Below are 20410 nucleotides of genomic sequence, written 5' to 3' on the forward strand. Positions count from 1 at the left end.
CGTTCGGGCCCGGCCGCCAGACCAATGGTCCGGCCGCCGTCCCACCCGCCCGGCCGCCGACCAGCCGCCCGGCCGGGCTCACCGGTCGAGCAGCAGTACCGCCACGTCGTCCGTCAGATCGCCCCCGTTGAGATCGCGCACCTCGTTCATCGCGGCCTCGAGCAGCCCCTCGCCGGTGAGGCCCTGCGCACGCTGGCGGCGGATCATCTCCACCATCCCCTCCTGGCCGAGCCGCTGCCTGCCCTGGCCGATCCGGCCCTCGATCAGGCCGTCCGTGTAGAGCATCAGGCTCCACGAGGACCCCAACTCGACCTGCATGCGCGGCCACCGGGCCTTCGGCAGCAGTCCGAGGGCCGGGCCGTTGTTCTCGTAGGGGAGCAGGACCGCGGGGCGGCCGGGGCTCGCGATCAGCGGTGACGGGTGGCCCGCCAGGCACAGGCCCGCGCGCCGGCCGTCCGGCGAGATGTCGACCGTGCACAGCGTCGCGAAGATCTCGTCGTCCGGGCGCTCGTGCTCCAGGACCTGCTGGAGCGTGGACAGCAGCTCGTCCCCGCACAGTCCCGCGAACGTCAACGCCCGCCAGGCGATCCGCAGTTCGACGCCGAGCGCCGCCTCGTCGGGGCCGTGCCCGCAGACGTCGCCGATCATCGCGTGGACCGTGCCGTCGGGCGTGCGCACCACGTCGTAGAAGTCGCCGCCGAGCAGCGCGCGCGAGCGGCCCGGACGGTAGCGGGAGGCGAAGCGCAGCGTCGAACCGTCGAGCAGCGGGGTCGGCAGCAGGCCGCGCTCCAGGCGGGCGTTCTCCTGCGCGCGGATCCGGGACTCGGTGAGCCCCTGCTGCGCGATGTCGGCGCGCTTGCGCTCGACCGCGTAACGGATGGCCCGGCCGAGCAGCCGGGAGTCCAGCTCGTCGCGGAACAGGTAGTCCTGCGCGCCCACGCGGACCGCCTCCGCGCCGCGCTCGGCGTCGCCCGAGGTGGTCAGGGCGAGCACCGCCCGGCGCGGGGCCAGCCGCAGCAGGTGCCGCAGCGTCCCCAGCTCGTCGTGGTGCTCCGGCTCCGACCTGTCCGGCTTCGCGCCGGGCAGCGCGAGGTCCAGCAGGATGCAGCTGACGTCGTCGGTGAGCAGCCGCTCGGCCTCGGTGAGGTTGCGGGCGGTGCGCACGCGGATCGGCTTGCCCGCGGCGTCGGGCACCTCGGGGATGCTGAGGGAGCCCGCCGGGTCGTCCTCTATGACCAGGATCGTCAGACCGGTCGCGTCACGCTCGGCGGGTGCCGGCTCGTGCGCGGTGTCGTCGGTCGGCGTCTCCTGGCGGCGCTCGGTGCTCTGTATGTCGTTGGCGTCCGGGCGGTCGGTGGTCTGCCGCTCGTCCTGACGGTCGTACGTGTCGGTCGTGGTGTGCGCGTCCGGAGCCTGACCACTTTCCACGGCCGGGATGGCTCTCTGCCGCGGTACGGGTACGGGCATCGTTCGGTTTCCTTCCCTCCCCCCGAGGGCACGGTGGGGCGAAGGTCCTCGCACCACCGACGGGGACCTTAGCGGTAGCCGATGCCCGAACGGAATGGTGAGTGGCAAGGGGCCGACGTCATATGCCGTCCCTGGCACCGGAATTGAGTGGGTTCCGTCCCTGGTCGGGCGGGCCGAAGATGACGAACGTCACGCCGGGGCGCCGGAACCGCGGCCCCTCACGTGCCATAGGTCACGTGGGGCACGTCACCCATCTCGGGCCATATCCGACACCCGGTCGGCCGGGTCTCGGGCGTCGGGTCTCAGGCGTCGGGCCTGACCACCCCGAGCATCGCCATGGAACCCGCGCCCGCGACCGTCACGTTCCGCCCCGGACGGGGCGCGTGGATGATCGCCCCCTTGCCTATGTACATCCCGACATGGCTGGCGTCGTCGTGGTAAATGATCAGGTCGCCGGGGCGCATGTCCTTGATGTCGATGTGCTTGAGCTGCTTCCACTGCTCCTGCGACGTGCGCGGTATCGGCTGCTTCGCCGACGCCCAAGCCTGCGAGGTCAGGCCCGAGCAGTCGAACGACTTCGGACCCTCGGCGCCCCACACGTACGGCTTGCCCAGCTGCTCGGACGCGTAGCGCACGGCCTTCTTGCCGGCCGCCGACGCCTTGCCGTCGATCTCCTTCAGGACGCCCGAGGAGAGCCATTCCGTCTGCGCCTTCTGCTCGGCCGCCTCCTCCAGCTGCCGCAGCTGCTCGCGCTCCTTCTTGGCGAGCTTGTCCTCGATCTTCTGCGCCGCCTTGATCTGCTTCTCGATCCGCTCCTTCGCGGCGGCCTTCTTCTTGCGCCCCTCGTCCAGCGCCTTCCACTTGTCGGCGGCGGCGTCCGCGTACGCCTCCAACTCGTCCTGGGTCCTGACGAGGCGGGACATCAGGTTCCGCGTGGCCTGCTGCCCCTGGTAGGCGCGGCCCGCGTTGTCGAGGAAGCGGCTCGGGTCGCCGGCGAGCATGAACTGGGTCTCCTGGGAGATCCCGCCGTTGCGGTACTGCTCGCGGGCCGCCGCGCCCGCCCGGCCCTTGAGCGCGTCGAGCTCCTGCTGGCCGGCGGCGATCTTCCGGGCCAGCTTCACGATCTGGTCGGACTGGTCGGCGGCCTTCTCCTCCGCGGCGTTGTACTCGTCGGTGGCGACCGCCGCCTGGTGGTACAGCTTGTCGATCTTCTTGCGGACCGACTCAAGGTCCTTGACCCCGGGGGAACTTGACGGGGATGGAGAGGGGGACGGGTCCGCGTACGCCAGTCCCGTCGGCGTCAGTACGGTCACGGCGCACACGAGCGCCAGGGCCGCCACCGTCGTCGTGCTCCGCTTGCTCATCTGCTCCGCCCCCACAGCAAAGACAAACCTGATGGACCGTCAGTAAGTCGAGCGCTCCGGGGATGGTGCCATGCGCGCCCCGAATCCGACAGACCCTGGCGCGGCGCGGCAACTGCCCCGCACCGTTCGACGAACGAGGCCCCGAGATCGTTCCCTCGGATTCTGCCGCGCCTCAGCCGCCCGCCGAAACCCCCCGCGGCGCCAACGCCTCCCACGTCACGGTGACTTCACCCTGCCGCCAGCGCCCCGGCCTGTCCACCACCGGCCAGTCCACCGACAGCTCCCGCACCGCCCGGATCCAGCGCTGCCGCGCGCCGTACGAGGCGTAGGGCGCGGCCGAGGCCCACGCCCGGTCGAAGTCGCGCAGGAAGGCGTGCACCGGCTCGCCGGGGACGTTGCGGTGGATCAGCGCCTTGGGGAGGCGCTCGGCCAGGTCGGACGGGGTGACCAGGGAGCCGAGCCGGGTCGCGAGGGTCACGGTGCGCGGGCCTTCGGGGCCGAGCGCCACCCATACGTGCCGGCGCCCGATCTCGTCGCAGGTGCCCTCCACGAGGAGGCCGTCCGGTGCGAGCCGCGCGCACAGCCGCTCCCACACCGCGGCGACCTGCTCCTCGTCGTACTGACGCAGCACGTTCGCGGCGCGGATCAGGAGCGGGGGAGCGGCGAGCGGCACCTCGAAGCCGCCGTGCCGGAAGGTGAGCCCCTCGCGCTCGTACGGCTTCGCGGCGGCGACCCGGGCCGGTTCGATCTCGATGCCCACCACGCGCGCGTGCGGCGCCGCCCCGCGCAGCCGGGTCAGCAGTTCCACCGCGGTCCAGGGCGCCGCGCCATAGCCGAGGTCGACCGCCACCGGGTCGTCGGCGCGGCGCAGCGCCGCGCCGTGTACGGCCGCGATCCAGCGGTCCATGCGGCGCAGTCGGTTCGGGTTGGTGGTGCCTCGCGTCACGGTTCCCACGGGGCGCGTTCCCGTAGGGCGAGAAGGGGGACGCGGGCTCATGGTGAAGAGGGTATGCGCTGGTATCGGCCACGTGGATCACGGCTTTGGTTGAGACCCGAACGGTAATGATTCGGCAAAGTGGAAATGGAGCAGCCGAATCCGGCGTTGCCACCTTGGAAGAGGGCCTGTGCCCTCCGGTCGTCGTGCCCGCAGTAAGCCCACCAAGGAGGGCCCGCCACGTGAGCCAGTACGTGACCAGGTTCCGCCGCTCCGGGGCTGCTCCGGCCCTGCTGCGGTTCCCCGGTGCGCATCGCCGCCCCCGCCGCGTCGCGATGCTCAGCGTGCACACCTCGCCCCTCCACCAGCCCGGCACGGGCGACGCGGGCGGCATGAACGTCTACATAGTCGAGCTCGCCAAGCGTCTCGCGGCGATCAACATCGAGGTCGAGATCTTCACGCGCGCCACCGCCGGTGGCCTGCCGCCCGAGGTCGAGCTGACACCGGGCGTCCTCGTACGACATGTGGACGCGGGCCCCTACGAAGGCCTCGCCAAGGAGGACCTGCCCGCCCAGCTCTGTGCCTTCACGCACGGCGTCATGCAGGCGTGGGCGGGCCACCGCCCCGGCTATTACGACCTCGTCCACTCGCACTACTGGCTGTCCGGCCAGGTCGGCTGGCTGGCCGCCGAGCGCTGGGGCGCGCCCCTCGTGCACGCCATGCACACCATGGCCAAGGTCAAGAACGCGGCGCTCGCCGAGGGCGACACCCCCGAGCCGGCCGCCCGCGTCATCGGCGAGACCCAGATCGTGCGCGCCGCCGACCGCCTCATCGCGAACACGGCGGAGGAGGCCGACGAGCTGGTCCGCCACTACGAGGCCGACCACGGCAGCGTCGCCGTCGTGCACCCCGGCGTGAACCTGGACCGCTTCCGCCCCGCCGACGGCAGGGCCGCGGCCCGCGCCCGCCTGGGCCTGCCGCAGGACGCGCTGGTCCCCCTCTTCGCGGGCCGCATCCAGCCCCTCAAGGCCCCGGACATCCTCCTCAAGGCCGTCGCCGTCCTCCTCGACGAGCGCCCGGAGCTCCGCTCCCGCATCGTCGTCCCGGTGGTCGGCGGCCCCAGCGGCAGCGGCCTCGCCAAGCCGGCGGCCCTCCAGAAGCTCGCCGCGCGGCTCGGCATCGCGGACGTGGTCCGCTTCCAGCCGCCGGTCGGCCAGGAGGCGCTCGCGGACTGGTTCCGCGCGGCCTCCGTCCTGGTCATGCCGTCCTACAACGAGTCCTTCGGGCTCGTCGCCATAGAGGCCCAGGCCGCCGGTACGCCGGTGATCGCCGCGTCCGTGGGCGGCCTCCCCGTAGCCGTACGGAACGAACAGACCGGCTTCCTGGTCGACGGGCACGAACCTGCCCGCTACGCGCGCGTGCTCCGCGACTTCGCCGACCACCCCCACCTGGTCGACACCATGGGCGACGCGGCAGCCCGCCACGCCCTCTCCTTCGGCTGGGACACGGCGGCCTCCGCCACGGCGGACGTCTACACGGCGGCGATGCAGGCCCGACGCCGTGTCGTACCCTCGCACCATGGCTGACCAGCGACAGGCACACGACGTCATCGAGTCCACGCTGAAGGACGCCGAGCTGGAGTGGGAGAGCCCGGAGGCGGGCTCGTACGTCGTGAAGCTCCCCGGCACCCGCAAGCTCTCGACGACCCTCTCGCTGCGCGTGGGCCGACACAGCCTCTCGCTCAACGCCTTCGTGATCCGCCACCCGGACGAGAACGAGGCCGGGGTGCACCGCTGGCTCCTGGAGCGCAATCTCCGCCTGTACGGCGTGAGTTACGCGGTCGACCAGCTCGGCGACATCTACCTCACCGGGAAGCTCCCGCTCTCCGCCGTCACCCCCGACGAACTGGACCGCCTCCTCGGCTCGGTCCTCGAGGCGGCGGACGGCTCCTTCAACACGCTCCTCGAACTCGGCTTCGCGAGCGCGATCCGCAAGGAGTACGAGTGGCGGGTGGCGCGCGGCGAGTCGACGCGCAACTTGGACGCGTTCACGCATCTGACGCAGCGGCCTACGAAGTAGCGTTTTTCGCGGGCTTGTTGAGTGCTAGCCGAGCGACACCATCCGTACCACCGTCACGGTCAGCACGGACCCGGAGACGTAGTAGAGGACTATCGCCCCGCCGACCGTCGCCTCGCGGCGGTCGCGTTCTCCGGAGACCGTGGTGGAACCGTGGCCGTAGGGGTCGTGGGAGAGCGTGCGGGCCATTTCGGCGCGGAAGGCGTCCGGGTTGGCCATCTTGGCGAGGGTGTCGTCGGCGGGCGGTGCGAAGGCGACGCGGCAGGCGCCGCGCCTGCGTCTGCGGCTCAAGCCGGGCCCCGCCTCTCCGCCTCGTCGCGGGCGAGCCGGGCCAGGATCGCGTCGGCCTCCGGGTCGGGGACCGCCTCCAGCATCCAGTGCCGCATGACGGCGTGGATCTCGCCGACCCCCGCCGCGTTGATCGCCTTGTCGAACTCGACGCGGCGCTTCGGGTCGAGCGCGGCGCGGATCGACGGGATGCTGTTGGGGACGTCGACCTCGACGCCGCCCACCAGCGTTCTGGGCGGTTCGTCAGTTCTGGAGGAGGTCCTTGGGGGTTCGGCCATGTACGGTCACGTACCCGCCGAACTGCCCGGTCAAGCGGGGCTGTTCTCGGCCGCCACGGGCGCCGGGGTGGCGGGCTTCGAGGGCTCGGTGTCCGACAGTCCGCGCATCAGCGCCCAGTAGCCGATCGCCGTCACCGTGCCGAGGATCGCGCACCCCGCCCACAGCCATCCGGCGCCCGCCGTGTCGATCACCCAGCCGCCCGCGAGCGGGGCGACGAGGGCTGCCGCGGACCACGACATGGTGTAGACGCCCTGGTAGCGGCCGCGTCCTTCGGCGGGGGAGAGCCGGGCCACGAGCCCCGACTGCGTAGGCGCGTTGATCATCTCGCCGAGCGTCCACACCACGACCGTGAGCGCGTACGCGGCGAGCGATCCGGCGAGGGCGGTGAGCGCGAAGCCGTACCCGATGAGCAGCGAGGAGACGGTCAACAACCGCCCGGGGTCCCGGCGTTCGATGTACCGGGTGAGCGGGATCTGCAGCGCGACGATCACGACACCGTTCACGGCGGCGACGAGCCCGACGTCCGAACTGCTCAGCCCGTTCTCGCCCATGACGATCGGCAGCCCGACCGAACTCTGGGTGAACACGACGGCGACCAGGAAGGACAGTCCCACCATCAGCATGAAACGGCCGTCGCGCAGCACGGTCCCCATGGTGACGGCGGGCGGCGGCACGGAGCCGACCACCACGGTGCGCTCCGGCCGCGACTCCTTCACCTTCACGAAGACGACGCAGGCGCAGGCGAACGTCATCCCGGCCTCGACGAGGAAACCGAGCGTGTAGCTCTGCGCGACGAGGAACCCCGCATACACGGACGAGACCGCGAACCCCAGGTTGATTGCCCAGTAGTTGAGCGAGAACGCCCTGACGCGGTCCTCGGGGCGCACGATGTCGGCCATCATCGCCTGGATCGCGGGCCGCGAGGCGTTCGACGCGAGGCCGAGGGCGAAGCCGGTGACCGCGATCCACGCCGGGTCGCGCACGAAGGCGAGCGCGGCGACCGTCGCCGAGGTTGCGAGCTGTGCGCCGAGCAGGGTGGGCCGCCGCCCGAGCCGGTCGGCGAGGACCCCGCCGAGCACGGACGCGATGACGCCGCCGAGCCCGATCAGCGAGGCGACGAGACCGGCGTACGAGGCCGAGAACCCACGCGAGGCGGTCAGATACAGCGCGAGGAAGGTGAGTACAAAGTTTCCCAGCCGGTTGACGAGGGTGCTGGTCCACAGCCACCAGAATTCACGCGGCAGCCCGGAGACGGACTCCGTGGCGGCACGTCTGAGCGAGGCGACTGACATGGGTGCATCCCCCGGGGCCGATGTAAGCAGTGCAGAAGGTTTACGTAACTTACTCGCCGGGTATCTGTGGGGGCCACTCAATTGACGGGGACCGTCAATCGGCGGCCGCCGGACCGGTCGATTAGGCTCGGCCCCATGGCCGACGCACCGTACAAGCTGATCCTCCTCCGCCACGGCGAGAGCGAGTGGAACGCGAAGAACCTGTTCACCGGATGGGTGGACGTCAACCTGAACGAGAAGGGCGAGAAGGAGGCGGTCCGCGGCGGTGAGCTGCTCAAGGACGCCGGCCTGCTCCCCGACGTGGTCCACACGTCGCTCCAGAAGCGCGCGATCCGCACCGCGCAGCTGTCCCTGGAGGCGGCCGACCGCCACTGGATCCCGGTCCACCGCAGCTGGCGCCTGAACGAGCGCCACTACGGCGCCCTCCAGGGCAAGGACAAGGCGCAGACGCTCGCCGAGTTCGGCGAGGAGCAGTTCATGCTGTGGCGCCGCTCGTACGACACCCCGCCGCCGGCCCTGGACCGTGACGCGGAGTACTCGCAGTTCTCCGACCCCCGCTACGCGACGCTCCCGCCGGAGCTGCGCCCGCAGACGGAGTGCCTCAAGGACGTCGTCGTCCGCATGCTCCCGTACTGGTTCGACGGCATCGTCCCGGACCTGCTCACGGGCAAGACGGTCCTGGTCGCGGCCCACGGCAACTCGCTGCGCGCCCTGGTCAAGCACCTCGACGGCATCTCCGACGCCGACATCGCGGGCCTGAACATCCCGACGGGCATCCCGCTCTCCTACGAGCTCGACGCCGACTTCAAGCCGGTCAAGCCGGGCGGCACGTACCTGGACCCCGACGCGGCGAAGGCGGCCATCGAGGCGGTCAAGAACCAGGGCAAGAAGAAGTAGCTTCCGTGATCATGCCTCCCACCTGCGCGAATGGCGCGGGTGGGAGGCTTTTTCATGCCCGGAGGTGCCGTCGGTTGCCGCTCGGGGGCCCCTAAGCTCGTGGTCCCGATGCCGTGGAGGACTCATGAAACGCATACCCGTTCTCGCCCTGGCGGTCTTGGCTGCCGCTCTGCTCTCGGCGTGTGCGCAGGAGAAGCCCGAACTGCGACCCACCAGGTCGGCCGGGGAGGGCGCTTGGTACGAGAGCACCAAGGCCGATCGCCACGAGTACTGCGAGGCCTACCGCGCGCACGACCCGCAGCACCCCGTCATGATCCCGACGTACGCGTCGGAGGAGTCGAGGGACGAGTTCGCCGACGACTTCTACAACGTGCTGAAGAAGAAGTGTTGAGGGCGTAGTTGGAGGCATGGCGTCGGCCGGAGCGATAGCCTCCGCCGCATGGCCCGTGACCTCTACAACGTGCGTGTGCTCCCCGGTGACGACGCTCCCGTCCCGCTCAGCGAGGAAGAGGAGCGGCGCTACCGGAACATCCTGTTCAGCGAGTTGGGCAATCAGATTGCCGACCGCGGGACCGCGACGTACCCCGCGTACACCCCCGAGGAGCGCAGGCGTCTCGTCGAGGTGGGGCGGCGGCTGAGTGAGCACTGGGGGATGCCGGTGCGGGTGACGGCCGACGACGAGTGCAGGATGCGGTTGAGTGTCGGGTCCGGCGGCGCCGTCATTGCGGGCTGACCCAACCCGCGATCTCCCCCGCACACGCCCCCGCCCCCGCCCCCGCCCCCGTCGTGTCCACCACCAGGTCGTAGGTCACGCCCTCGTGCACCGCGGTCGCCTGGGAGGAGGCCATGCCGGGGATGCGGTCGGGCCGGGTGGCTTCCCGGGCGGACGCGACCTGTGCGTCGCAGTGGATGCCCACCCAGAGGACGTCGAGGCCGGTCAGGGCCTTGCGCCAGCGGGTCTGGGAGTGGGGGCCGGCCAGGAAGACCTCGTCGATGATCACGGGCGCTCCTGCCGCCGCCATCGCCGCGACACCCGCCATCCACGCGTCCTCGATCCGGCGGAAGGCGGGGCCCACGGAGATCGAGCCGTCGGGGGCGAACTCGATGCCTGCGCCTGATGGAGGCAGGGCCTGGATCAGCGTGTCCACGCTGAGGGTCAGCCAGGGAGAGGGCAGGAGCAGCGTCTGAAGTTCGCGGGCGATGGTCGACTTGCCTGAGCTGGAGCCGCCGTTGAGGACGATCACTTGGGGCATGGCGGCAGCCTACGCAGCAACTGCCGCGCTCGCGTGCGCCGTTGATGCGCCCGCCCGAATGGGCATGCAATGGGGGAAGGACTCCACCGCGGAGCCCCGTCGAGGAGGGAAAACCATGGCCGCCGACTCCCCGAAGCCGAACCCGTCCCCCGAAGTACCGGTCGAAGTGGGCCGGTCCGTACCGAAGTTGGTGCTGCTCGGAGCCTGCGGATGCGGCTCGGGCTGCGGCTGCGGCTGCCAGTCGGGCGCTCCGTGCAAGTGCGGCGGCAGCTGCTGACCACAGCCGCCGAGATCGACGAACGGGGCCCCGCACACATCCGTGCGGTGCCCCGTTCGCGTAGACGACGACGCCGTCGTACCCGTGAAGGTGTCAGGCGCTCTCGGCCGGCGCCGCCGTCGACGCCTGCACCTCGTCCGCGTGCTCACCCGTCACCAGGTAGACGACCCGCTTGGCCACCGACACCGCGTGGTCCGCGAAGCGCTCGTAGTAGCGGCCGAGCAGCGTCACGTCGACCGCCGTCTCGATGCCGTGCTTCCACTTCTCGTCCATCAGGTGCTGGAAGAGCGTGCGGTGCAGCAGGTCCATCTCGTCGTCGTCCTGCTCCAGCTGCATCGCCAGGTCGACGTCCTTGGTGATGATGACCTCCGCCGCCTTCGCCATCAGGCGCTGCGCCAGCTGACCCATCTCCAGGATCGTGGCGTGCAGGTCGTGGGGGACCGCCCGCTCCGGGAAGCGGAGGCGGGCCAGCTTCGCCACGTGCTGGGCGAGGTCACCGCTGCGCTCCAGGTCGGCGCTCATACGGAGCGAGGTGACGACGATACGGAGGTCCGTCGCCACCGGCTGCTGGCGGGCCAGCAGGGCTATGGCCCGCGCCTCCAGCTCGTGCTGCAGATCGTCCACCTTCTGGTCGGCGGCGATCACGGTCTCGGCGAGCTTCAGGTCGGCGTCGAGCATGGCCGTGGTGGCGCGCCCGATCGCCGACCCGACAAGGCGGGCCATCTCGACCAGGCCCTCGCCGATCGAGTCAAGTTCCTCGTGGTACGCGTCACGCATGCGGCGTTCCCTCTCTGTACCTGGCTACGTATGGGACCCGGTTGGCCCCACGCTCCCACGTTCCGTCCTGTACGCGTCCGAATCCGGCACCACAAGTGAATCGACCCCGTACCCAAGGTGAACTCTGGGCGACGAGTGTTCGAGCGGCCACTCGGATGGCTGTGGAGGAGTGGCCGGTGCCGCATAACCTGAAGACATGGACGTGAACGCGGCGGTCGCCGCAGCGGCAGCGATCGCCGGAGTGTGCACCGGTGTCATCGCCATGCTGGCGTTTCGCTGGAGCGAACGCGACCAGAAACGCCCCACCCGCACCTCCCTGCACACGGACCCGGTCCTTCCGCCCGGCGTCGACACCGTGCTCTCCGTGCTCCGCTCCTCCGCCGTCGTCCTCGACGAGGCGGACAGCGTGGTCAAGGCCAGCTCGGCGGCGTACGCCCTCGGTCTCGTACGCGGCGGGAAGCTCGCGGTCGAACCGATGCTGCAGATGGCCCGCGACACCCGGCGCGACGGGGAGATACGCCAGGTCGAGCTGGATCTCCCGCGGCGCGGCACCGGACGGGGCGACGCCCTCGCCGTGTCCGCCCGCGTCGCCCCGCTCGGCTCCCGGCTCGTACTGCTGCTCGTCGAGGACCTCACCGAGGCCCGGCGCATCGAGGCCGTACGCCGCGACTTCGTCGCGAATGTGAGCCATGAGCTGAAGACGCCGGTCGGCGCCCTGTCGCTGCTGTCGGAAGCCGTGATGGACGCCTCCGACGACCCCGAGGCCGTCGAGCGGTTCGCCGGCCGCATGCAGAACGAGGCGACCAGGCTCACCAGCCTCGTACAGGAACTCATCGACCTGTCGCGCGTGCAGAACGACGACCCGCTGGAGGACTCCGAGCCGGTGCGCGTCGACGAACTCGTCGCCGAGGCCATCGACCGCTGCCGCCAGCCCGCCGCGAGCAAACAGATCACGATGGCCGCCGGCGGCACCGCCGACCTGCGCGTATGGGGAAACCGGGGCCAGCTCGCGGCCGCCCTCGGCAACCTCGTCGAGAACGCCGTCAACTACTCGCCGGCCCGTACGCGCGTGGGCATAGCCGCCCGCCGAGTCTCCGCCGGCGGCGGCGACCGCATCGAGATAGCCGTCACCGACCAGGGCATCGGCATCTCGGAGAAGGACAAGGAGCGCGTCTTCGAGCGCTTCTACCGCGTCGACCCGGCCCGCTCCCGCGCGACCGGCGGCACGGGCCTCGGCCTCGCCATCGTCAAGCACGTGGCGGCCTCGCACGGCGGGGAGGTGACCGTGTGGAGCTCCGAGGGACAGGGCTCCACCTTCACGCTGCGGCTGCCCGAAGCGGCCGCGACCCGCGCCTCACGTTCCCCCAAGACATCCCGCACCAGTGGCCCCGGAGACGTACGCGACGAAGACGACGCACACGGGCCCGACAACACAACCGCATACGCATCCCTTCCTGCCACTCCTGCCGCCCCGGAGGTCCTTCCGTGACCCGAGTGCTTGTCGTAGAGGACGAGGAGTCCTTCTCCGACGCCCTGTCCTACATGCTCCGCAAGGAGGGTTTCGAGGTCGCCATCGCGGCCACGGGACCCGACGGCCTCGACGAGTTCGAGCGCAACGGTGCCGACCTCGTCCTGCTCGACCTGATGCTGCCGGGCCTGCCCGGCACCGAGGTCTGCCGTCAGCTGCGCGGCCGTTCCAACGTCCCGGTGATCATGGTGACCGCCAAGGACAGCGAGATCGACAAGGTCGTCGGGCTCGAAATAGGAGCCGATGACTACGTCACCAAGCCGTTCTCCTCGCGCGAGCTGGTCGCTCGCATCAGGGCCGTCCTGCGCCGCCACGGAGAGCCGGAGGAGGTCGCGCCGCAGGCCCTGGAGGCCGGGCCCGTCCGCATGGACGTCGACCGTCACGTCGTGACGGTGGGCGGCGGCAAGGTCGACCTTCCGCTCAAGGAGTTCGACCTCCTGGAGATGCTGCTGCGCAACGCGGGCCGCGTGCTGACCCGTATGCAGCTGATCGACCGCGTCTGGGGCGCCGACTACGTGGGCGACACCAAGACGCTCGACGTCCACGTGAAGCGCCTCCGCGCCAAGATCGAGCCGGACCCCGGGGCGCCGAGGTTCCTCGTCACGGTGCGCGGGCTCGGCTACAAGTTCGAGCCGTAGGCCGTACCCGGCACATGGCATACGGCGGAGGGGCGGAACCCACATCGGGTTCCGCCCCTCCGCCGTATGTACGGCTACGTGCTCAGTGGCCCGCGGGGCTCTCCGACTCGGAGGCCGACGTCGAGGCCGAGGCCCCGTGACCGGGCGTCGCGGACGTCGAGGTCGACGCCGACGTGGACGGGCTCGCGGAGGTGCCCGGCGCGGCCGGGACCTCGCTCGGGCCCCACTTCTTGAAGTAGCTGTCCGCCGGCACCACGAACGCCTTCAGCTTCACGTCTCCGGCCTTGCTGAAGGAGAACGTGATCGGCTGCGCGTTGCCGTCGAGGACGGCGGTGCGGCTGTTGGGCAGCTCGGCGGAGGCGTTGCCCTTGCCGCCGAGGACGACGGAGCCGCCGGCCGGGACGGTGATCTTCGAGGCGCCCTTGGCGTCCGTCAGCTTCGCGGTCTTGCCGACGCCGTCGACGGTGATCGCGTCGAGCGTCTGGGCGGAGCTCCCGTTGTTGAAGAGCGTGCCCGTGACGACGGCCGGGCCCTTGGACTCGCGGTCCGGCTGGGTGATGACGGTGGCGTTCTGGATCCGGATGTCACCGACCGAGGTCGCGGCGTTGTCCGGCTTGACCTCGAGTGTCTGCGCGTTGTTGCCGGCGCCGCATGCGGCGAGCGAGGCGATCGAGAACGCGATGGCGGCGGCGGCGAGGGAGCCGCGTCGAAGACTGCTGCTCACGGCGGCGGCAACTCCTTGAACGTGGGCGGGCAAGGCGGCAAGGTGTAAAGCCGCCCTAAGGGTCTGTCAGCGGCCTTAGGTTACCGAGCCGTTCCCGAGCCGCCGCACCCGACCCGCCCCTCGGGACCGGACGCTGTTCCCGGCCGCTCCGCCCGCACCCCGATCACCCCGCGTTCCCCACGGTCACCATTGGGTCGCCGAAGCCCCTTGTTCATCATTCACATAATGCCTGTCCAGGTGCCTGGACGGATATCCGGTAAGGAATGCGCGGGGGTCCGGAAAAACGATCACGTGGGGCGACGATTCGCGAAGATCAATTCTGGATTCATCTCGAACGTACCTCCGAGTCCCTGAACGGAGTAGCGAAAGTTCATCGCTTCGAAGCACGCAAACCGGGACTTTCAGCCCCTGGAGGGCCCGCTGGGGCGGCGGTAGCGTACCCGTTTCGGCTTCCTCGAAGAACGGCTCCGACCTGCGAATACCGCCCTCCGCCACCCCTCCGCAGCACGTTCCTGTTGGAGTTGTCAAGCCCCGAGATATGCCCTGACCTGCGAAAACGCCATTCAGAACCCGCAGTTTCCGTGTTAGACTGGATAGCCACGGAAGGGGTACCTGTCACATGACGTTCAAGGTTGGCGACACCGTGGTCTATCCCCATCACGGGGCCGCGCTGATCGAGGCTATCGAAACTCGCCAGATCAAAGGCGTGGACAAGACCTACTTGGTGCTGAAGGTCGCCCAGGGCGACTTGACGGTACGTGTGCCAGCGGACAATGCGGAGTTCGTCGGCGTGCGTGATGTGGTCGGTCAGGACGGGCTCGACCGGGTCTTCGAGGTGCTGCGCGCGTCGTACGCCGAGGAGCCCACGAACTGGTCGCGCCGTTACAAGGCAAACCTGGAGAAGCTCGCCTCCGGCGATGTCATCAAGGTCGCGGAAGTGGTTCGTGACCTGTGGCGTCGGGAGCGTGAGCGCGGACTCTCCGCAGGTGAGAAGCGCATGCTCGCCAAGGCTCGCCAGATCCTGGTGAGCGAGCTCGCACTCGCGGAGAACACGAACGAGGACAAGGCCGAGGCCCTGCTCGACGAGGTTCTCGCGTCCTGATGCGCGCTGCCGCGACACCGTGTACGTAACGGTCATGCGCGTAACGGCCATGCACGTAACGACTGCTGTCGCGTAAAGAACAATGCCGTGGTGCCCGATGACCCTGATGGTGTCGCCGGGCGCTGCGGCATGTTCATACCCAGTTCGTACCCATACACGCTTCGCGTGATCCCCTGTGGTGTGCCGGGCCCGGACAGCTGGCTCGACCAGTGTCACGGAAGGGTCCGGTCAAGGCGTCGCGCCCGGCACGCTGTGGCCATACCCACCTCTCCCGAGCGCACAAACCTGAACGGAACCGATGTCTGACGAAACGCGTCCATTGGACAACACAGCAGGCAGCGCAGTACGCACCGCGGCCGTGATTCCGGCCGCCGGCCGGGGCGTGCGCCTCGGTCCAGGCGCCCCCAAGGCGCTGCGCGCGCTGAGCGGTACTCCGATGCTGATCCATGCCGTCCGCGCGATGGCGGCGTCCCGCGCCGTGTCCCTCGTCGTGGTGGTCGCGCCGCCCGACGGCGCCGCAGAAGTGAAGCTGCTGCTCGCCGATCACTCCCTGCCCGAGCGCACCGACTTCGTCGTCGTGCCCGGTGGGGAGAGCCGGCAGGAGTCGGTGCGGCTCGGGCTCGAGGCCCTGCCGGACGGCATCGACATCGTGCTCGTGCACGACGCGGCCCGCCCCCTCGTGCCGGTCGACACGGTCGACGCGGTCATCGAGGCCGTACGGGACGGGGCTCCGGCCGTCGTTCCGGCGCTGCCGCTCGCGGACACGGTCAAGGAGGTCGTGCCGAGCACCGACGGTTCGCCGGAGCCGGTCGTCGCGACGCCCTCGCGGGCCAAGCTGCGGGCCGTGCAGACGCCGCAGGGGTTCGACCGGGAGACGCTCGTGCGCGCGCACGAGGCCGTGACCGAGGATGTGACGGACGACGCCGGGATGGTCGAGCACCTCGGCCACCAGGTGGTGCTGGTGCCGGGGCACGAGGAGGCGTTCAAGGTGACGCGGCCGCTCGATCTGCTGCTGGCCGAGGCCGTGCTCGCGCGGAGGAGGGCCAACGATGGGTTCTGACCAGGTGGTTCTTCCGCAGGTCGGCATCGGGACCGACATCCATGCCTTCGAAGAGGGCCGCGAGCTGTGGTGCGCAGGGCTGAAGTGGGAGGACTCCGGTCCCGGGCTCGCGGGGCACTCCGATGCGGATGTCGTGGCGCATGCGGCCTGCAACGCGTTGTTCTCGGCTGCCGGGCTGGGTGATCTCGGGCAGCACTTCGGTACCGGGCGGCCCGAGTGGTCCGGGGCGAGTGGGATCACGCTGCTGGCCGAGGCCGCGCGGATCGTGCGCGAGGCCGGGTTCGTGATCGGGAACGTGGCCGTGCAGGTCGTCGGGCCGCGGCCCAAGATCGGGAAGCGGCGCGACGAGGCGCAGAAGGTCCTCTCGGAGGCCGCGGGGGCGCCGGTGACGGTGTCGGGTGCGACCACGGATGGGCTCGGGTTTCCCGGGCGTGACGAGGGGTTGATGGCGGTGGCGACGGCGTTGGTTGCGCGGGTGTAATCCGCCGGTCACCGCCGGGGCGCTGCCCCGGACCCCGCGCCTCAAGCGCCGGCGGGGCTGAAGTGGCTTGAGTGGCCCGGACCTCACTCGAGTGGGCACAGTGCCCTGCCAGCTTATTGCGAATCGGTTGCAGTTAGCATGGGTGGGCAGTGTGGTCCGTTCGTGGTGAAGGCAGGCGATGGGTGAATACGTGATCCGCGTGGCCGGGGACGGCGACGTGGATGAGGCCCGTGCCGTCATGCTGGACACCGTGTACCGCGACCTGCGCTCCGGGTACGTGCCGCGCTGGCACGCCGACATCGTCGACCCGGCCGCCCACTATCTGCGCCCCGAACGCTGCACCCTGCTCGTCGCCGAGCACCGGGAGAGCGGGGAGATCGTCGCCACCGGCGCCGTCCGCGACCGCGGGCCCGCCGCCCCGCCGAACCCGCAGTGGGTCGCCGACCGCTTCCCCTCCGGGTCCACCGCCCAGCTGTGCCGGATCTACGTACGCCCGGAGCACCGGAGGCACGGACTCGCGAGGGCTCTCGTGCGGGAGCTGACCGACTTCGTGGTCGGGGTCGGTGGGTACGAGGCGCTTTACCTGCACACCGATCCCGCCGTGCCGGGCGCCGAGCCCTTCTGGCGTTCCGTCGCCCAAGAGGTGTGCGACGAGCGGGAGTTGCCGGGGGGTGGCCAGGGCATCGTGCACTTCGAGCTGCCGCTGCCCGCGCCGGTTCCCGCGTACGCGCCCGTCGGCTGATGCGGCGCCGCGGCTTTCTGCTGGCGGCGGCCGGGATCGGGCTGACGTCCGCCTGCGGCTCGTTCACCGGTACCGCACGTCACGGCCGGATAGCCGTCGACCTCGCCTTCGCGCCCACCCAGGGCCTCTCCCCGTACAGCGACGACGGGCTGCTGCTCAGCCGGCTCGCCGTCGTCGACGGGCTCACCCGCATGGACACCGCCGGTGTCGTGCACCCCGCGCTCGCCGAGAAGTGGACCCGCACGTCCGCCACCACCTGGGAGTTCACGCTGCGCGATGCCCGGTTCCAGGACGGCGGGCGGGTCACTGCCGATGCCGTCGAGGGGGCGCTGACGCGGGCCGGGCGGGCGAAGACGCAGCCGAGGGTGCTCAGCGACATGCGGCTCACCGCGCGTGCCGTGGGGGAGCGGACCGTACGGATCACCACGGGCACCGCCGACCCGCTGCTGCCCGCGCGGCTCGCGAACCCGTCGCTCGCGATCTTCTCCCCGGCCGCGTACAAGAAGGACGGCGGCGTCGATCCCGTCGGGACCGCCACCGGGCCCTTCGCGCTGACCAAGGTGAACGGGGCCGTGTCCGCGACGCTCGACCGGTTCGACGGGCACTGGCGCGGGCAGGCGGCCGCGCGCGGGCTCGATGTGACGTTCGTCGCCGACAACAACGCCCGCGCCAATGCGCTGCGTTCGGGCCAGATCGAGATCGCCGAGTTCGTGCCCGCCGCCCAGGCACTCGTCCTCGGCGACCGGGCGCGCGAGGTCGCCACCGTGCGCACCACGACCCTGTACTTGAACACGCGGACCGGGCCGCTCGCGGACGCCGGTCTGCGGGCCGCCGTGCGGGAGTCCATCGATACGAGCGCCCTCGCGCGCAGCGTGTACGAGGGGTACGCCACGCGGGGCGCGGGCCTGCTGGGCCCCGGTTTCGCCTGGGCCGACGGCAAGCAGCTCCCCGTCACGGGCCGCGCGAAGGCGGCGAAGCCGCACGGGCAGACGCTCACCCTCGCCACGTACACCAACCGGGCCGAGCTGCCCGAGGTCGCCGCCGCGCTCCAACAGCAGCTGCGGCGCGCCGGGTTCGCGGTGCGGCTCGTCGTGAAGGACTACGCGCGCCTCGAGTCGGGCGCGTTGGACGGGGAGTACGACGCGTTCCTGATGTCCCGGTCCACCGCGCTCGACACCGGCGACCCGGTCTCGTATTTCGCCTCCGACTACACCAGCGACGGAAGCTTCAACATCTCGCAGTTGAGCGACCGCGGGGTGGACGGCCTCGTGCGCGAGGCCGCCGGGCTCGAAGGGGCGGCGCGGCACCGGGCCATGCTGCGCGCCGAGGCCGCGATTCTCGGCACCGACGCGGCCGTGCCGATCGTCCACGAACAGCATCTGCAGGGCGTCGGGGCCGGGGTGCGCGGGGTCGTTCTCGACCCCTATGAGCGACAGTTCGTCGGCTTGGAGACGCGCGCCTGATGTCCCGTATCCGCAAGGGCCTGTCCGTGACGGTGGGCCGTGTGGGCGCCGCCGCCGGCCTGCTCGTGCTCACCGCGCTGCTGCCCTGGCTGACCCGCACCGATCCCGCGCTCACCGTGCTGCACGCGCGCTACGGCGACGCGCCCACGACGCCGAAGCAGCTCGCCGAGGTGCGGGACCAACTCGGCCTGGACGAGGGGCCGTTCACGTTCCTCGGGCAGTGGGTGCGGGGGCTCGCGCACGGGGATCTCGGCGCGTCCTGGGTGACCGGCGCCGATGTCGCCTCCGACGTGGGCTCCGCGTTCTGGGTGTCCTTGTCCCTCATGGCGTACGCGATGGTGGTCGCGGTCGTGCTGGCCGTGGCGCTCTGCGTACCGACGCTCCGGCGCGCGCGGCCCGAACCGGCGCACGGGGTGGGCGCGGGGATTCTCGCCGCGCTCCCCGAGTTCCTCCTCGCCTCCGTCCTCGCGACGCTGTTCGCCGTGCACCTGCGCTGGTTCCCGGCGCAGGGCTGGGCCTCGCCCGCCTCCGCCGTGCTGCCCGCGCTCGCCCTCGGCATCCCGGCAGGGGCCGTGCTCGGGCGGCTCGGCCAGGACGCGCTGCCCGCCGCGTTCGCCGAACCGTGGGTGCGGGCGGCGCGGGCGAACGGCATGCCGCGCGCGCGGATCGCCCGGCACGCGATGCGGCGGACGCTGCCCGCGGTGCTGCCGCAGGCGGGGCTCACGGTGGTCGGGCTCACCGGGGCCGCGGCCGCGGTGGAGGCGGTCTTCGCGATTCCGGGGCTCGGCGGCACGGCCGTCGCGGCCGCGCTCGACCTCGACCTGCCGCTGCTCCAGGGGTGCCTGTTGGTGCTGCTGGGGCTCGGAGTGGCCGCGGCCGTGGTGGTCGGTCTCGTACGCCGCCGGCTGCTCGGTCCCGCGCTCGAAGCGGGCGCGCTGCCGGGGCTCGCGCGGGTGGCCGGGGGCGGGCGCGGGCGGCTGTACGCCTCCGGGGCGCTGGCCGCTGGGCTGCTCGCCGTCATCGTGTGGGGGCTGACCCGGGATCCGCTCCAGGTCGACCTTGCCGCCAGGCTGTCGGGTCCGTCCGGAGCCCACCCCTTCGGTACCGACGCGCTCGGCCGCGACGTCCTCGCCCGGCTCGGCCACGGGGCGCTGCGCACGCTCGCCGTGGCGGCGGCCGTCTGCGCGGTGTGCTTCGTGGTGGGTGTCGGCCTGGGTCTGATGCGGTGGACCGCGGGGCTCACCGAGGTCGCCAACGCGCTGCCCGCGATCCTGGCGGGTCTCCTTGTCACCGGGCTGTTCGGGGCGGGCGTCGCGGGGGCGGCGGTCGCCGTCGCCGCGGTCGGCTGGGCGCCGCTCGCCGCGCACACGGCGGCCGTCGCCGAGGCGGAGCGGGGGGCCGGGTATGTCGAGGCGGCGGTCGCCTCAGGCGCGGGGCGGTGGCAGGTGTTGCGGCGGCATGTGCTCAGCGCGGTGGTGCCGACGGTGGGGCGGCATGCGGTGCTGCGGCTCGCTCCTACGACCCTGGCGCTGGCGTCCCTTGGTTTTCTGGGGCTGGGGACGCAGCCGCCGACGCCCGAGTGGGGGCGGTTGCTGATGGAGAACCTTCCGTATGCGGAGCGGGCGCCGTGGTCCGTGCTTGCACCTGCGGTGGGCTTGGCGGGTGTGGGGGCGATGGTGGTGTTGGCGTCCGGTTCCGCGCGCGGGCGGCGACGGTGACCGGCCACGGGGCTCCGCCCCGGACCCCGCGCCTCAAACGCCGGCGGGGC

At 71.3% G+C, this 20410-nt stretch carries 23 protein-coding genes; 14 read left to right on the forward strand and 9 right to left on the reverse strand.

What is annotated here, in order from left to right:
* Positions 1 to 78: 78 nt before the first annotated feature.
* The 3 genes from ACYSUO_RS33775 to ACYSUO_RS33785 all read right to left on the reverse strand — a co-directional run bounded on the left by ACYSUO_RS33775 (position 79) and on the right by ACYSUO_RS33785 (position 3828).
* A complete protein-coding gene (locus ACYSUO_RS33775; protein WP_461780033.1) occupies positions 79 to 1467 on the reverse strand; it encodes a PP2C family protein-serine/threonine phosphatase in 1389 nt (462 codons plus the stop codon).
* 302 nt (positions 1468 to 1769) lie between these two features.
* A complete protein-coding gene (locus ACYSUO_RS33780) occupies positions 1770 to 2831 on the reverse strand; it encodes a C40 family peptidase (protein WP_461780034.1) in 1062 nt (353 codons plus the stop codon).
* 172 nt (positions 2832 to 3003) lie between these two features.
* Positions 3004 to 3828: a class I SAM-dependent methyltransferase gene (locus ACYSUO_RS33785; protein WP_461780035.1), complete on the reverse strand. Its 825-nt coding sequence runs from the start codon at positions 3826 to 3828 to the stop codon at positions 3004 to 3006.
* A 179-nt stretch (positions 3829 to 4007) separates the two neighbouring features.
* On the opposite strand from ACYSUO_RS33785, the gene mshA reads away from it, so the two are divergent.
* The gene (mshA, locus tag ACYSUO_RS33790; protein WP_461780036.1) at positions 4008 to 5351 is read left to right on the forward strand and encodes a D-inositol-3-phosphate glycosyltransferase; all 1344 of its coding nucleotides are present in this window, start codon (positions 4008 to 4010) and stop codon (positions 5349 to 5351) included.
* The gene (locus tag ACYSUO_RS33795; protein WP_461780037.1) at positions 5344 to 5844 is read left to right on the forward strand and encodes a type III secretion system chaperone family protein; all 501 of its coding nucleotides are present in this window, start codon (positions 5344 to 5346) and stop codon (positions 5842 to 5844) included. Before mshA ends, ACYSUO_RS33795 begins: the two co-directional genes overlap by 8 nt.
* A 24-nt stretch (positions 5845 to 5868) precedes the next feature.
* Here the strand turns inward: ACYSUO_RS33795 and ACYSUO_RS33800 are convergent, their stop codons facing one another.
* The 3 genes from ACYSUO_RS33800 to ACYSUO_RS33810 form a co-directional block, all read right to left on the reverse strand.
* Positions 5869 to 6060: a hypothetical protein gene (locus tag ACYSUO_RS33800; RefSeq protein WP_266718751.1), complete on the reverse strand. Its 192-nt coding sequence runs from the start codon at positions 6058 to 6060 to the stop codon at positions 5869 to 5871.
* A gap of 68 nt (positions 6061 to 6128) precedes the next feature.
* The gene (locus ACYSUO_RS33805; RefSeq protein WP_426902408.1) at positions 6129 to 6407 is read right to left on the reverse strand and encodes a hypothetical protein; all 279 of its coding nucleotides are present in this window, start codon (positions 6405 to 6407) and stop codon (positions 6129 to 6131) included.
* A 30-nt stretch (positions 6408 to 6437) separates the two neighbouring features.
* Positions 6438 to 7700 (reverse strand): MDR family MFS transporter, encoded by a 1263-nt coding sequence (locus ACYSUO_RS33810; protein WP_461780038.1) that lies wholly within the window; start codon positions 7698 to 7700, stop codon positions 6438 to 6440.
* A gap of 135 nt (positions 7701 to 7835) precedes the next feature.
* Between ACYSUO_RS33810 and ACYSUO_RS33815 the strand changes: the two genes are divergently transcribed.
* The 3 genes from ACYSUO_RS33815 to ACYSUO_RS33825 all read left to right on the forward strand — a co-directional run bounded on the left by ACYSUO_RS33815 (position 7836) and on the right by ACYSUO_RS33825 (position 9330).
* Positions 7836 to 8597 (forward strand): phosphoglyceromutase, encoded by a 762-nt coding sequence (locus ACYSUO_RS33815; protein ID WP_426902404.1) that lies wholly within the window; start codon positions 7836 to 7838, stop codon positions 8595 to 8597.
* A gap of 124 nt (positions 8598 to 8721) precedes the next feature.
* Positions 8722 to 8988 (forward strand): hypothetical protein, encoded by a 267-nt coding sequence (locus ACYSUO_RS33820; RefSeq protein WP_461780039.1) that lies wholly within the window; start codon positions 8722 to 8724, stop codon positions 8986 to 8988.
* A 48-nt stretch (positions 8989 to 9036) separates the two neighbouring features.
* The gene (locus ACYSUO_RS33825) at positions 9037 to 9330 is read left to right on the forward strand and encodes a hypothetical protein (RefSeq protein WP_461780040.1); all 294 of its coding nucleotides are present in this window, start codon (positions 9037 to 9039) and stop codon (positions 9328 to 9330) included.
* Here the strand turns inward: ACYSUO_RS33825 and ACYSUO_RS33830 are convergent.
* Entirely contained in the window at positions 9317 to 9850 is a 534-nt protein-coding gene (locus tag ACYSUO_RS33830; RefSeq protein WP_461780041.1) for a chloramphenicol phosphotransferase CPT family protein, read from the reverse strand. The two genes, ACYSUO_RS33825 and ACYSUO_RS33830, sit on opposite strands and share 14 nt — an antisense overlap.
* A gap of 115 nt (positions 9851 to 9965) precedes the next feature.
* On the opposite strand from ACYSUO_RS33830, the gene ACYSUO_RS33835 reads away from it, so the two are divergent.
* The gene (locus ACYSUO_RS33835) at positions 9966 to 10127 is read left to right on the forward strand and encodes a hypothetical protein (RefSeq protein WP_461780042.1); all 162 of its coding nucleotides are present in this window, start codon (positions 9966 to 9968) and stop codon (positions 10125 to 10127) included.
* Positions 10128 to 10220: 93 nt separating this feature from the next.
* On the opposite strand, the gene phoU is transcribed toward ACYSUO_RS33835, so the two are convergent.
* Positions 10221 to 10904 (reverse strand): phosphate signaling complex protein PhoU, encoded by a 684-nt coding sequence (phoU, locus tag ACYSUO_RS33840; protein ID WP_327662230.1) that lies wholly within the window; start codon positions 10902 to 10904, stop codon positions 10221 to 10223.
* Between the two features lie 196 nt (positions 10905 to 11100).
* On the opposite strand from phoU, the gene ACYSUO_RS33845 reads away from it, so the two are divergent.
* Both ACYSUO_RS33845 and ACYSUO_RS33850 read left to right on the forward strand, forming a co-directional pair.
* Complete coding sequence (locus tag ACYSUO_RS33845) at positions 11101 to 12393, forward strand: sensor histidine kinase (RefSeq protein ID WP_426902394.1); 1293 nt, start codon at positions 11101 to 11103, stop codon at positions 12391 to 12393.
* A complete protein-coding gene (locus tag ACYSUO_RS33850) occupies positions 12390 to 13070 on the forward strand; it encodes a response regulator transcription factor (protein ID WP_266712540.1) in 681 nt (226 codons plus the stop codon). The genes ACYSUO_RS33845 and ACYSUO_RS33850 overlap by 4 nt, the downstream gene beginning before the upstream one ends.
* A gap of 82 nt (positions 13071 to 13152) precedes the next feature.
* Here ACYSUO_RS33850 and ACYSUO_RS33855 read toward each other — a convergent pair whose 3' ends face one another.
* A complete protein-coding gene (locus ACYSUO_RS33855) occupies positions 13153 to 13794 on the reverse strand; it encodes a copper chaperone PCu(A)C (protein WP_461780043.1) in 642 nt (213 codons plus the stop codon).
* Between the two features lie 619 nt (positions 13795 to 14413).
* Here ACYSUO_RS33855 and ACYSUO_RS33860 point away from each other — a divergent pair.
* From ACYSUO_RS33860 to ACYSUO_RS33885, 6 genes are all read left to right on the forward strand, one after another.
* Positions 14414 to 14896 (forward strand): CarD family transcriptional regulator, encoded by a 483-nt coding sequence (locus tag ACYSUO_RS33860; RefSeq protein ID WP_266712542.1) that lies wholly within the window; start codon positions 14414 to 14416, stop codon positions 14894 to 14896.
* Positions 14897 to 15194: 298 nt separating this feature from the next.
* Positions 15195 to 15956, forward strand: a complete 762-nt coding sequence (gene ispD, locus ACYSUO_RS33865) for a 2-C-methyl-D-erythritol 4-phosphate cytidylyltransferase (protein ID WP_461780044.1) — start codon at positions 15195 to 15197, stop codon at positions 15954 to 15956.
* Entirely contained in the window at positions 15946 to 16437 is a 492-nt protein-coding gene (gene ispF, locus ACYSUO_RS33870) for a 2-C-methyl-D-erythritol 2,4-cyclodiphosphate synthase (protein ID WP_461780045.1), read from the forward strand. Before ispD ends, ispF begins: the two co-directional genes overlap by 11 nt.
* A 178-nt stretch (positions 16438 to 16615) precedes the next feature.
* A complete protein-coding gene (locus ACYSUO_RS33875) occupies positions 16616 to 17179 on the forward strand; it encodes a GNAT family N-acetyltransferase (protein WP_461780046.1) in 564 nt (187 codons plus the stop codon).
* Positions 17179 to 18642, forward strand: a complete 1464-nt coding sequence (locus ACYSUO_RS33880) for an ABC transporter substrate-binding protein (protein WP_461780047.1) — start codon at positions 17179 to 17181, stop codon at positions 18640 to 18642. The genes ACYSUO_RS33875 and ACYSUO_RS33880 overlap by 1 nt, the downstream gene beginning before the upstream one ends.
* The gene (locus ACYSUO_RS33885) at positions 18642 to 20360 is read left to right on the forward strand and encodes an ABC transporter permease subunit (protein WP_461780048.1); all 1719 of its coding nucleotides are present in this window, start codon (positions 18642 to 18644) and stop codon (positions 20358 to 20360) included. The genes ACYSUO_RS33880 and ACYSUO_RS33885 overlap by 1 nt, the downstream gene beginning before the upstream one ends.
* The last annotated feature ends 50 nt before the right edge of the window (positions 20361 to 20410 follow it).

Source organism: Streptomyces sp. UC4497 (genome assembly GCF_054871485.1).

What these genes read in the sequence shown, in the direction of transcription:
- ACYSUO_RS33775 (WP_461780033.1), bottom strand. Translation starts at nt 1,467, where the DNA reads ATGCCCGTACCCGTACCGCGGCAGAGAGCCATCCCGGCCGTGGAAAGT.
- ACYSUO_RS33780 (WP_461780034.1), bottom strand. Translation starts at nt 2,831, where the DNA reads ATGAGCAAGCGGAGCACGACGACGGTGGCGGCCCTGGCGCTCGTGTGC.
- ACYSUO_RS33785 (WP_461780035.1), bottom strand. Translation starts at nt 3,828, where the DNA reads ATGAGCCCGCGTCCCCCTTCTCGCCCTACGGGAACGCGCCCCGTGGGA.
- ACYSUO_RS33795 (WP_461780037.1), top strand. Translation starts at nt 5,344, where the DNA reads ATGGCTGACCAGCGACAGGCACACGACGTCATCGAGTCCACGCTGAAG.
- ACYSUO_RS33800 (WP_266718751.1), bottom strand. Translation starts at nt 6,060, where the DNA reads ATGGCCAACCCGGACGCCTTCCGCGCCGAAATGGCCCGCACGCTCTCC.
- ACYSUO_RS33805 (WP_426902408.1), bottom strand. Translation starts at nt 6,407, where the DNA reads ATGGCCGAACCCCCAAGGACCTCCTCCAGAACTGACGAACCGCCCAGA.
- ACYSUO_RS33810 (WP_461780038.1), bottom strand. Translation starts at nt 7,700, where the DNA reads ATGTCAGTCGCCTCGCTCAGACGTGCCGCCACGGAGTCCGTCTCCGGG.
- ACYSUO_RS33815 (WP_426902404.1), top strand. Translation starts at nt 7,836, where the DNA reads ATGGCCGACGCACCGTACAAGCTGATCCTCCTCCGCCACGGCGAGAGC.
- ACYSUO_RS33820 (WP_461780039.1), top strand. Translation starts at nt 8,722, where the DNA reads ATGAAACGCATACCCGTTCTCGCCCTGGCGGTCTTGGCTGCCGCTCTG.
- ACYSUO_RS33825 (WP_461780040.1), top strand. Translation starts at nt 9,037, where the DNA reads ATGGCCCGTGACCTCTACAACGTGCGTGTGCTCCCCGGTGACGACGCT.
- ACYSUO_RS33830 (WP_461780041.1), bottom strand. Translation starts at nt 9,850, where the DNA reads ATGCCCCAAGTGATCGTCCTCAACGGCGGCTCCAGCTCAGGCAAGTCG.
- ACYSUO_RS33835 (WP_461780042.1), top strand. Translation starts at nt 9,966, where the DNA reads ATGGCCGCCGACTCCCCGAAGCCGAACCCGTCCCCCGAAGTACCGGTC.
- phoU (WP_327662230.1), bottom strand. Translation starts at nt 10,904, where the DNA reads ATGCGTGACGCGTACCACGAGGAACTTGACTCGATCGGCGAGGGCCTG.
- ACYSUO_RS33845 (WP_426902394.1), top strand. Translation starts at nt 11,101, where the DNA reads ATGGACGTGAACGCGGCGGTCGCCGCAGCGGCAGCGATCGCCGGAGTG.
- ACYSUO_RS33860 (WP_266712542.1), top strand. Translation starts at nt 14,414, where the DNA reads ATGACGTTCAAGGTTGGCGACACCGTGGTCTATCCCCATCACGGGGCC.
- ispD (WP_461780044.1), top strand. Translation starts at nt 15,195, where the DNA reads ATGTCTGACGAAACGCGTCCATTGGACAACACAGCAGGCAGCGCAGTA.
- ispF (WP_461780045.1), top strand. Translation starts at nt 15,946, where the DNA reads ATGGGTTCTGACCAGGTGGTTCTTCCGCAGGTCGGCATCGGGACCGAC.
- ACYSUO_RS33875 (WP_461780046.1), top strand. Translation starts at nt 16,616, where the DNA reads ATGGGTGAATACGTGATCCGCGTGGCCGGGGACGGCGACGTGGATGAG.
- ACYSUO_RS33880 (WP_461780047.1), top strand. Translation starts at nt 17,179, where the DNA reads ATGCGGCGCCGCGGCTTTCTGCTGGCGGCGGCCGGGATCGGGCTGACG.
- ACYSUO_RS33885 (WP_461780048.1), top strand. Translation starts at nt 18,642, where the DNA reads ATGTCCCGTATCCGCAAGGGCCTGTCCGTGACGGTGGGCCGTGTGGGC.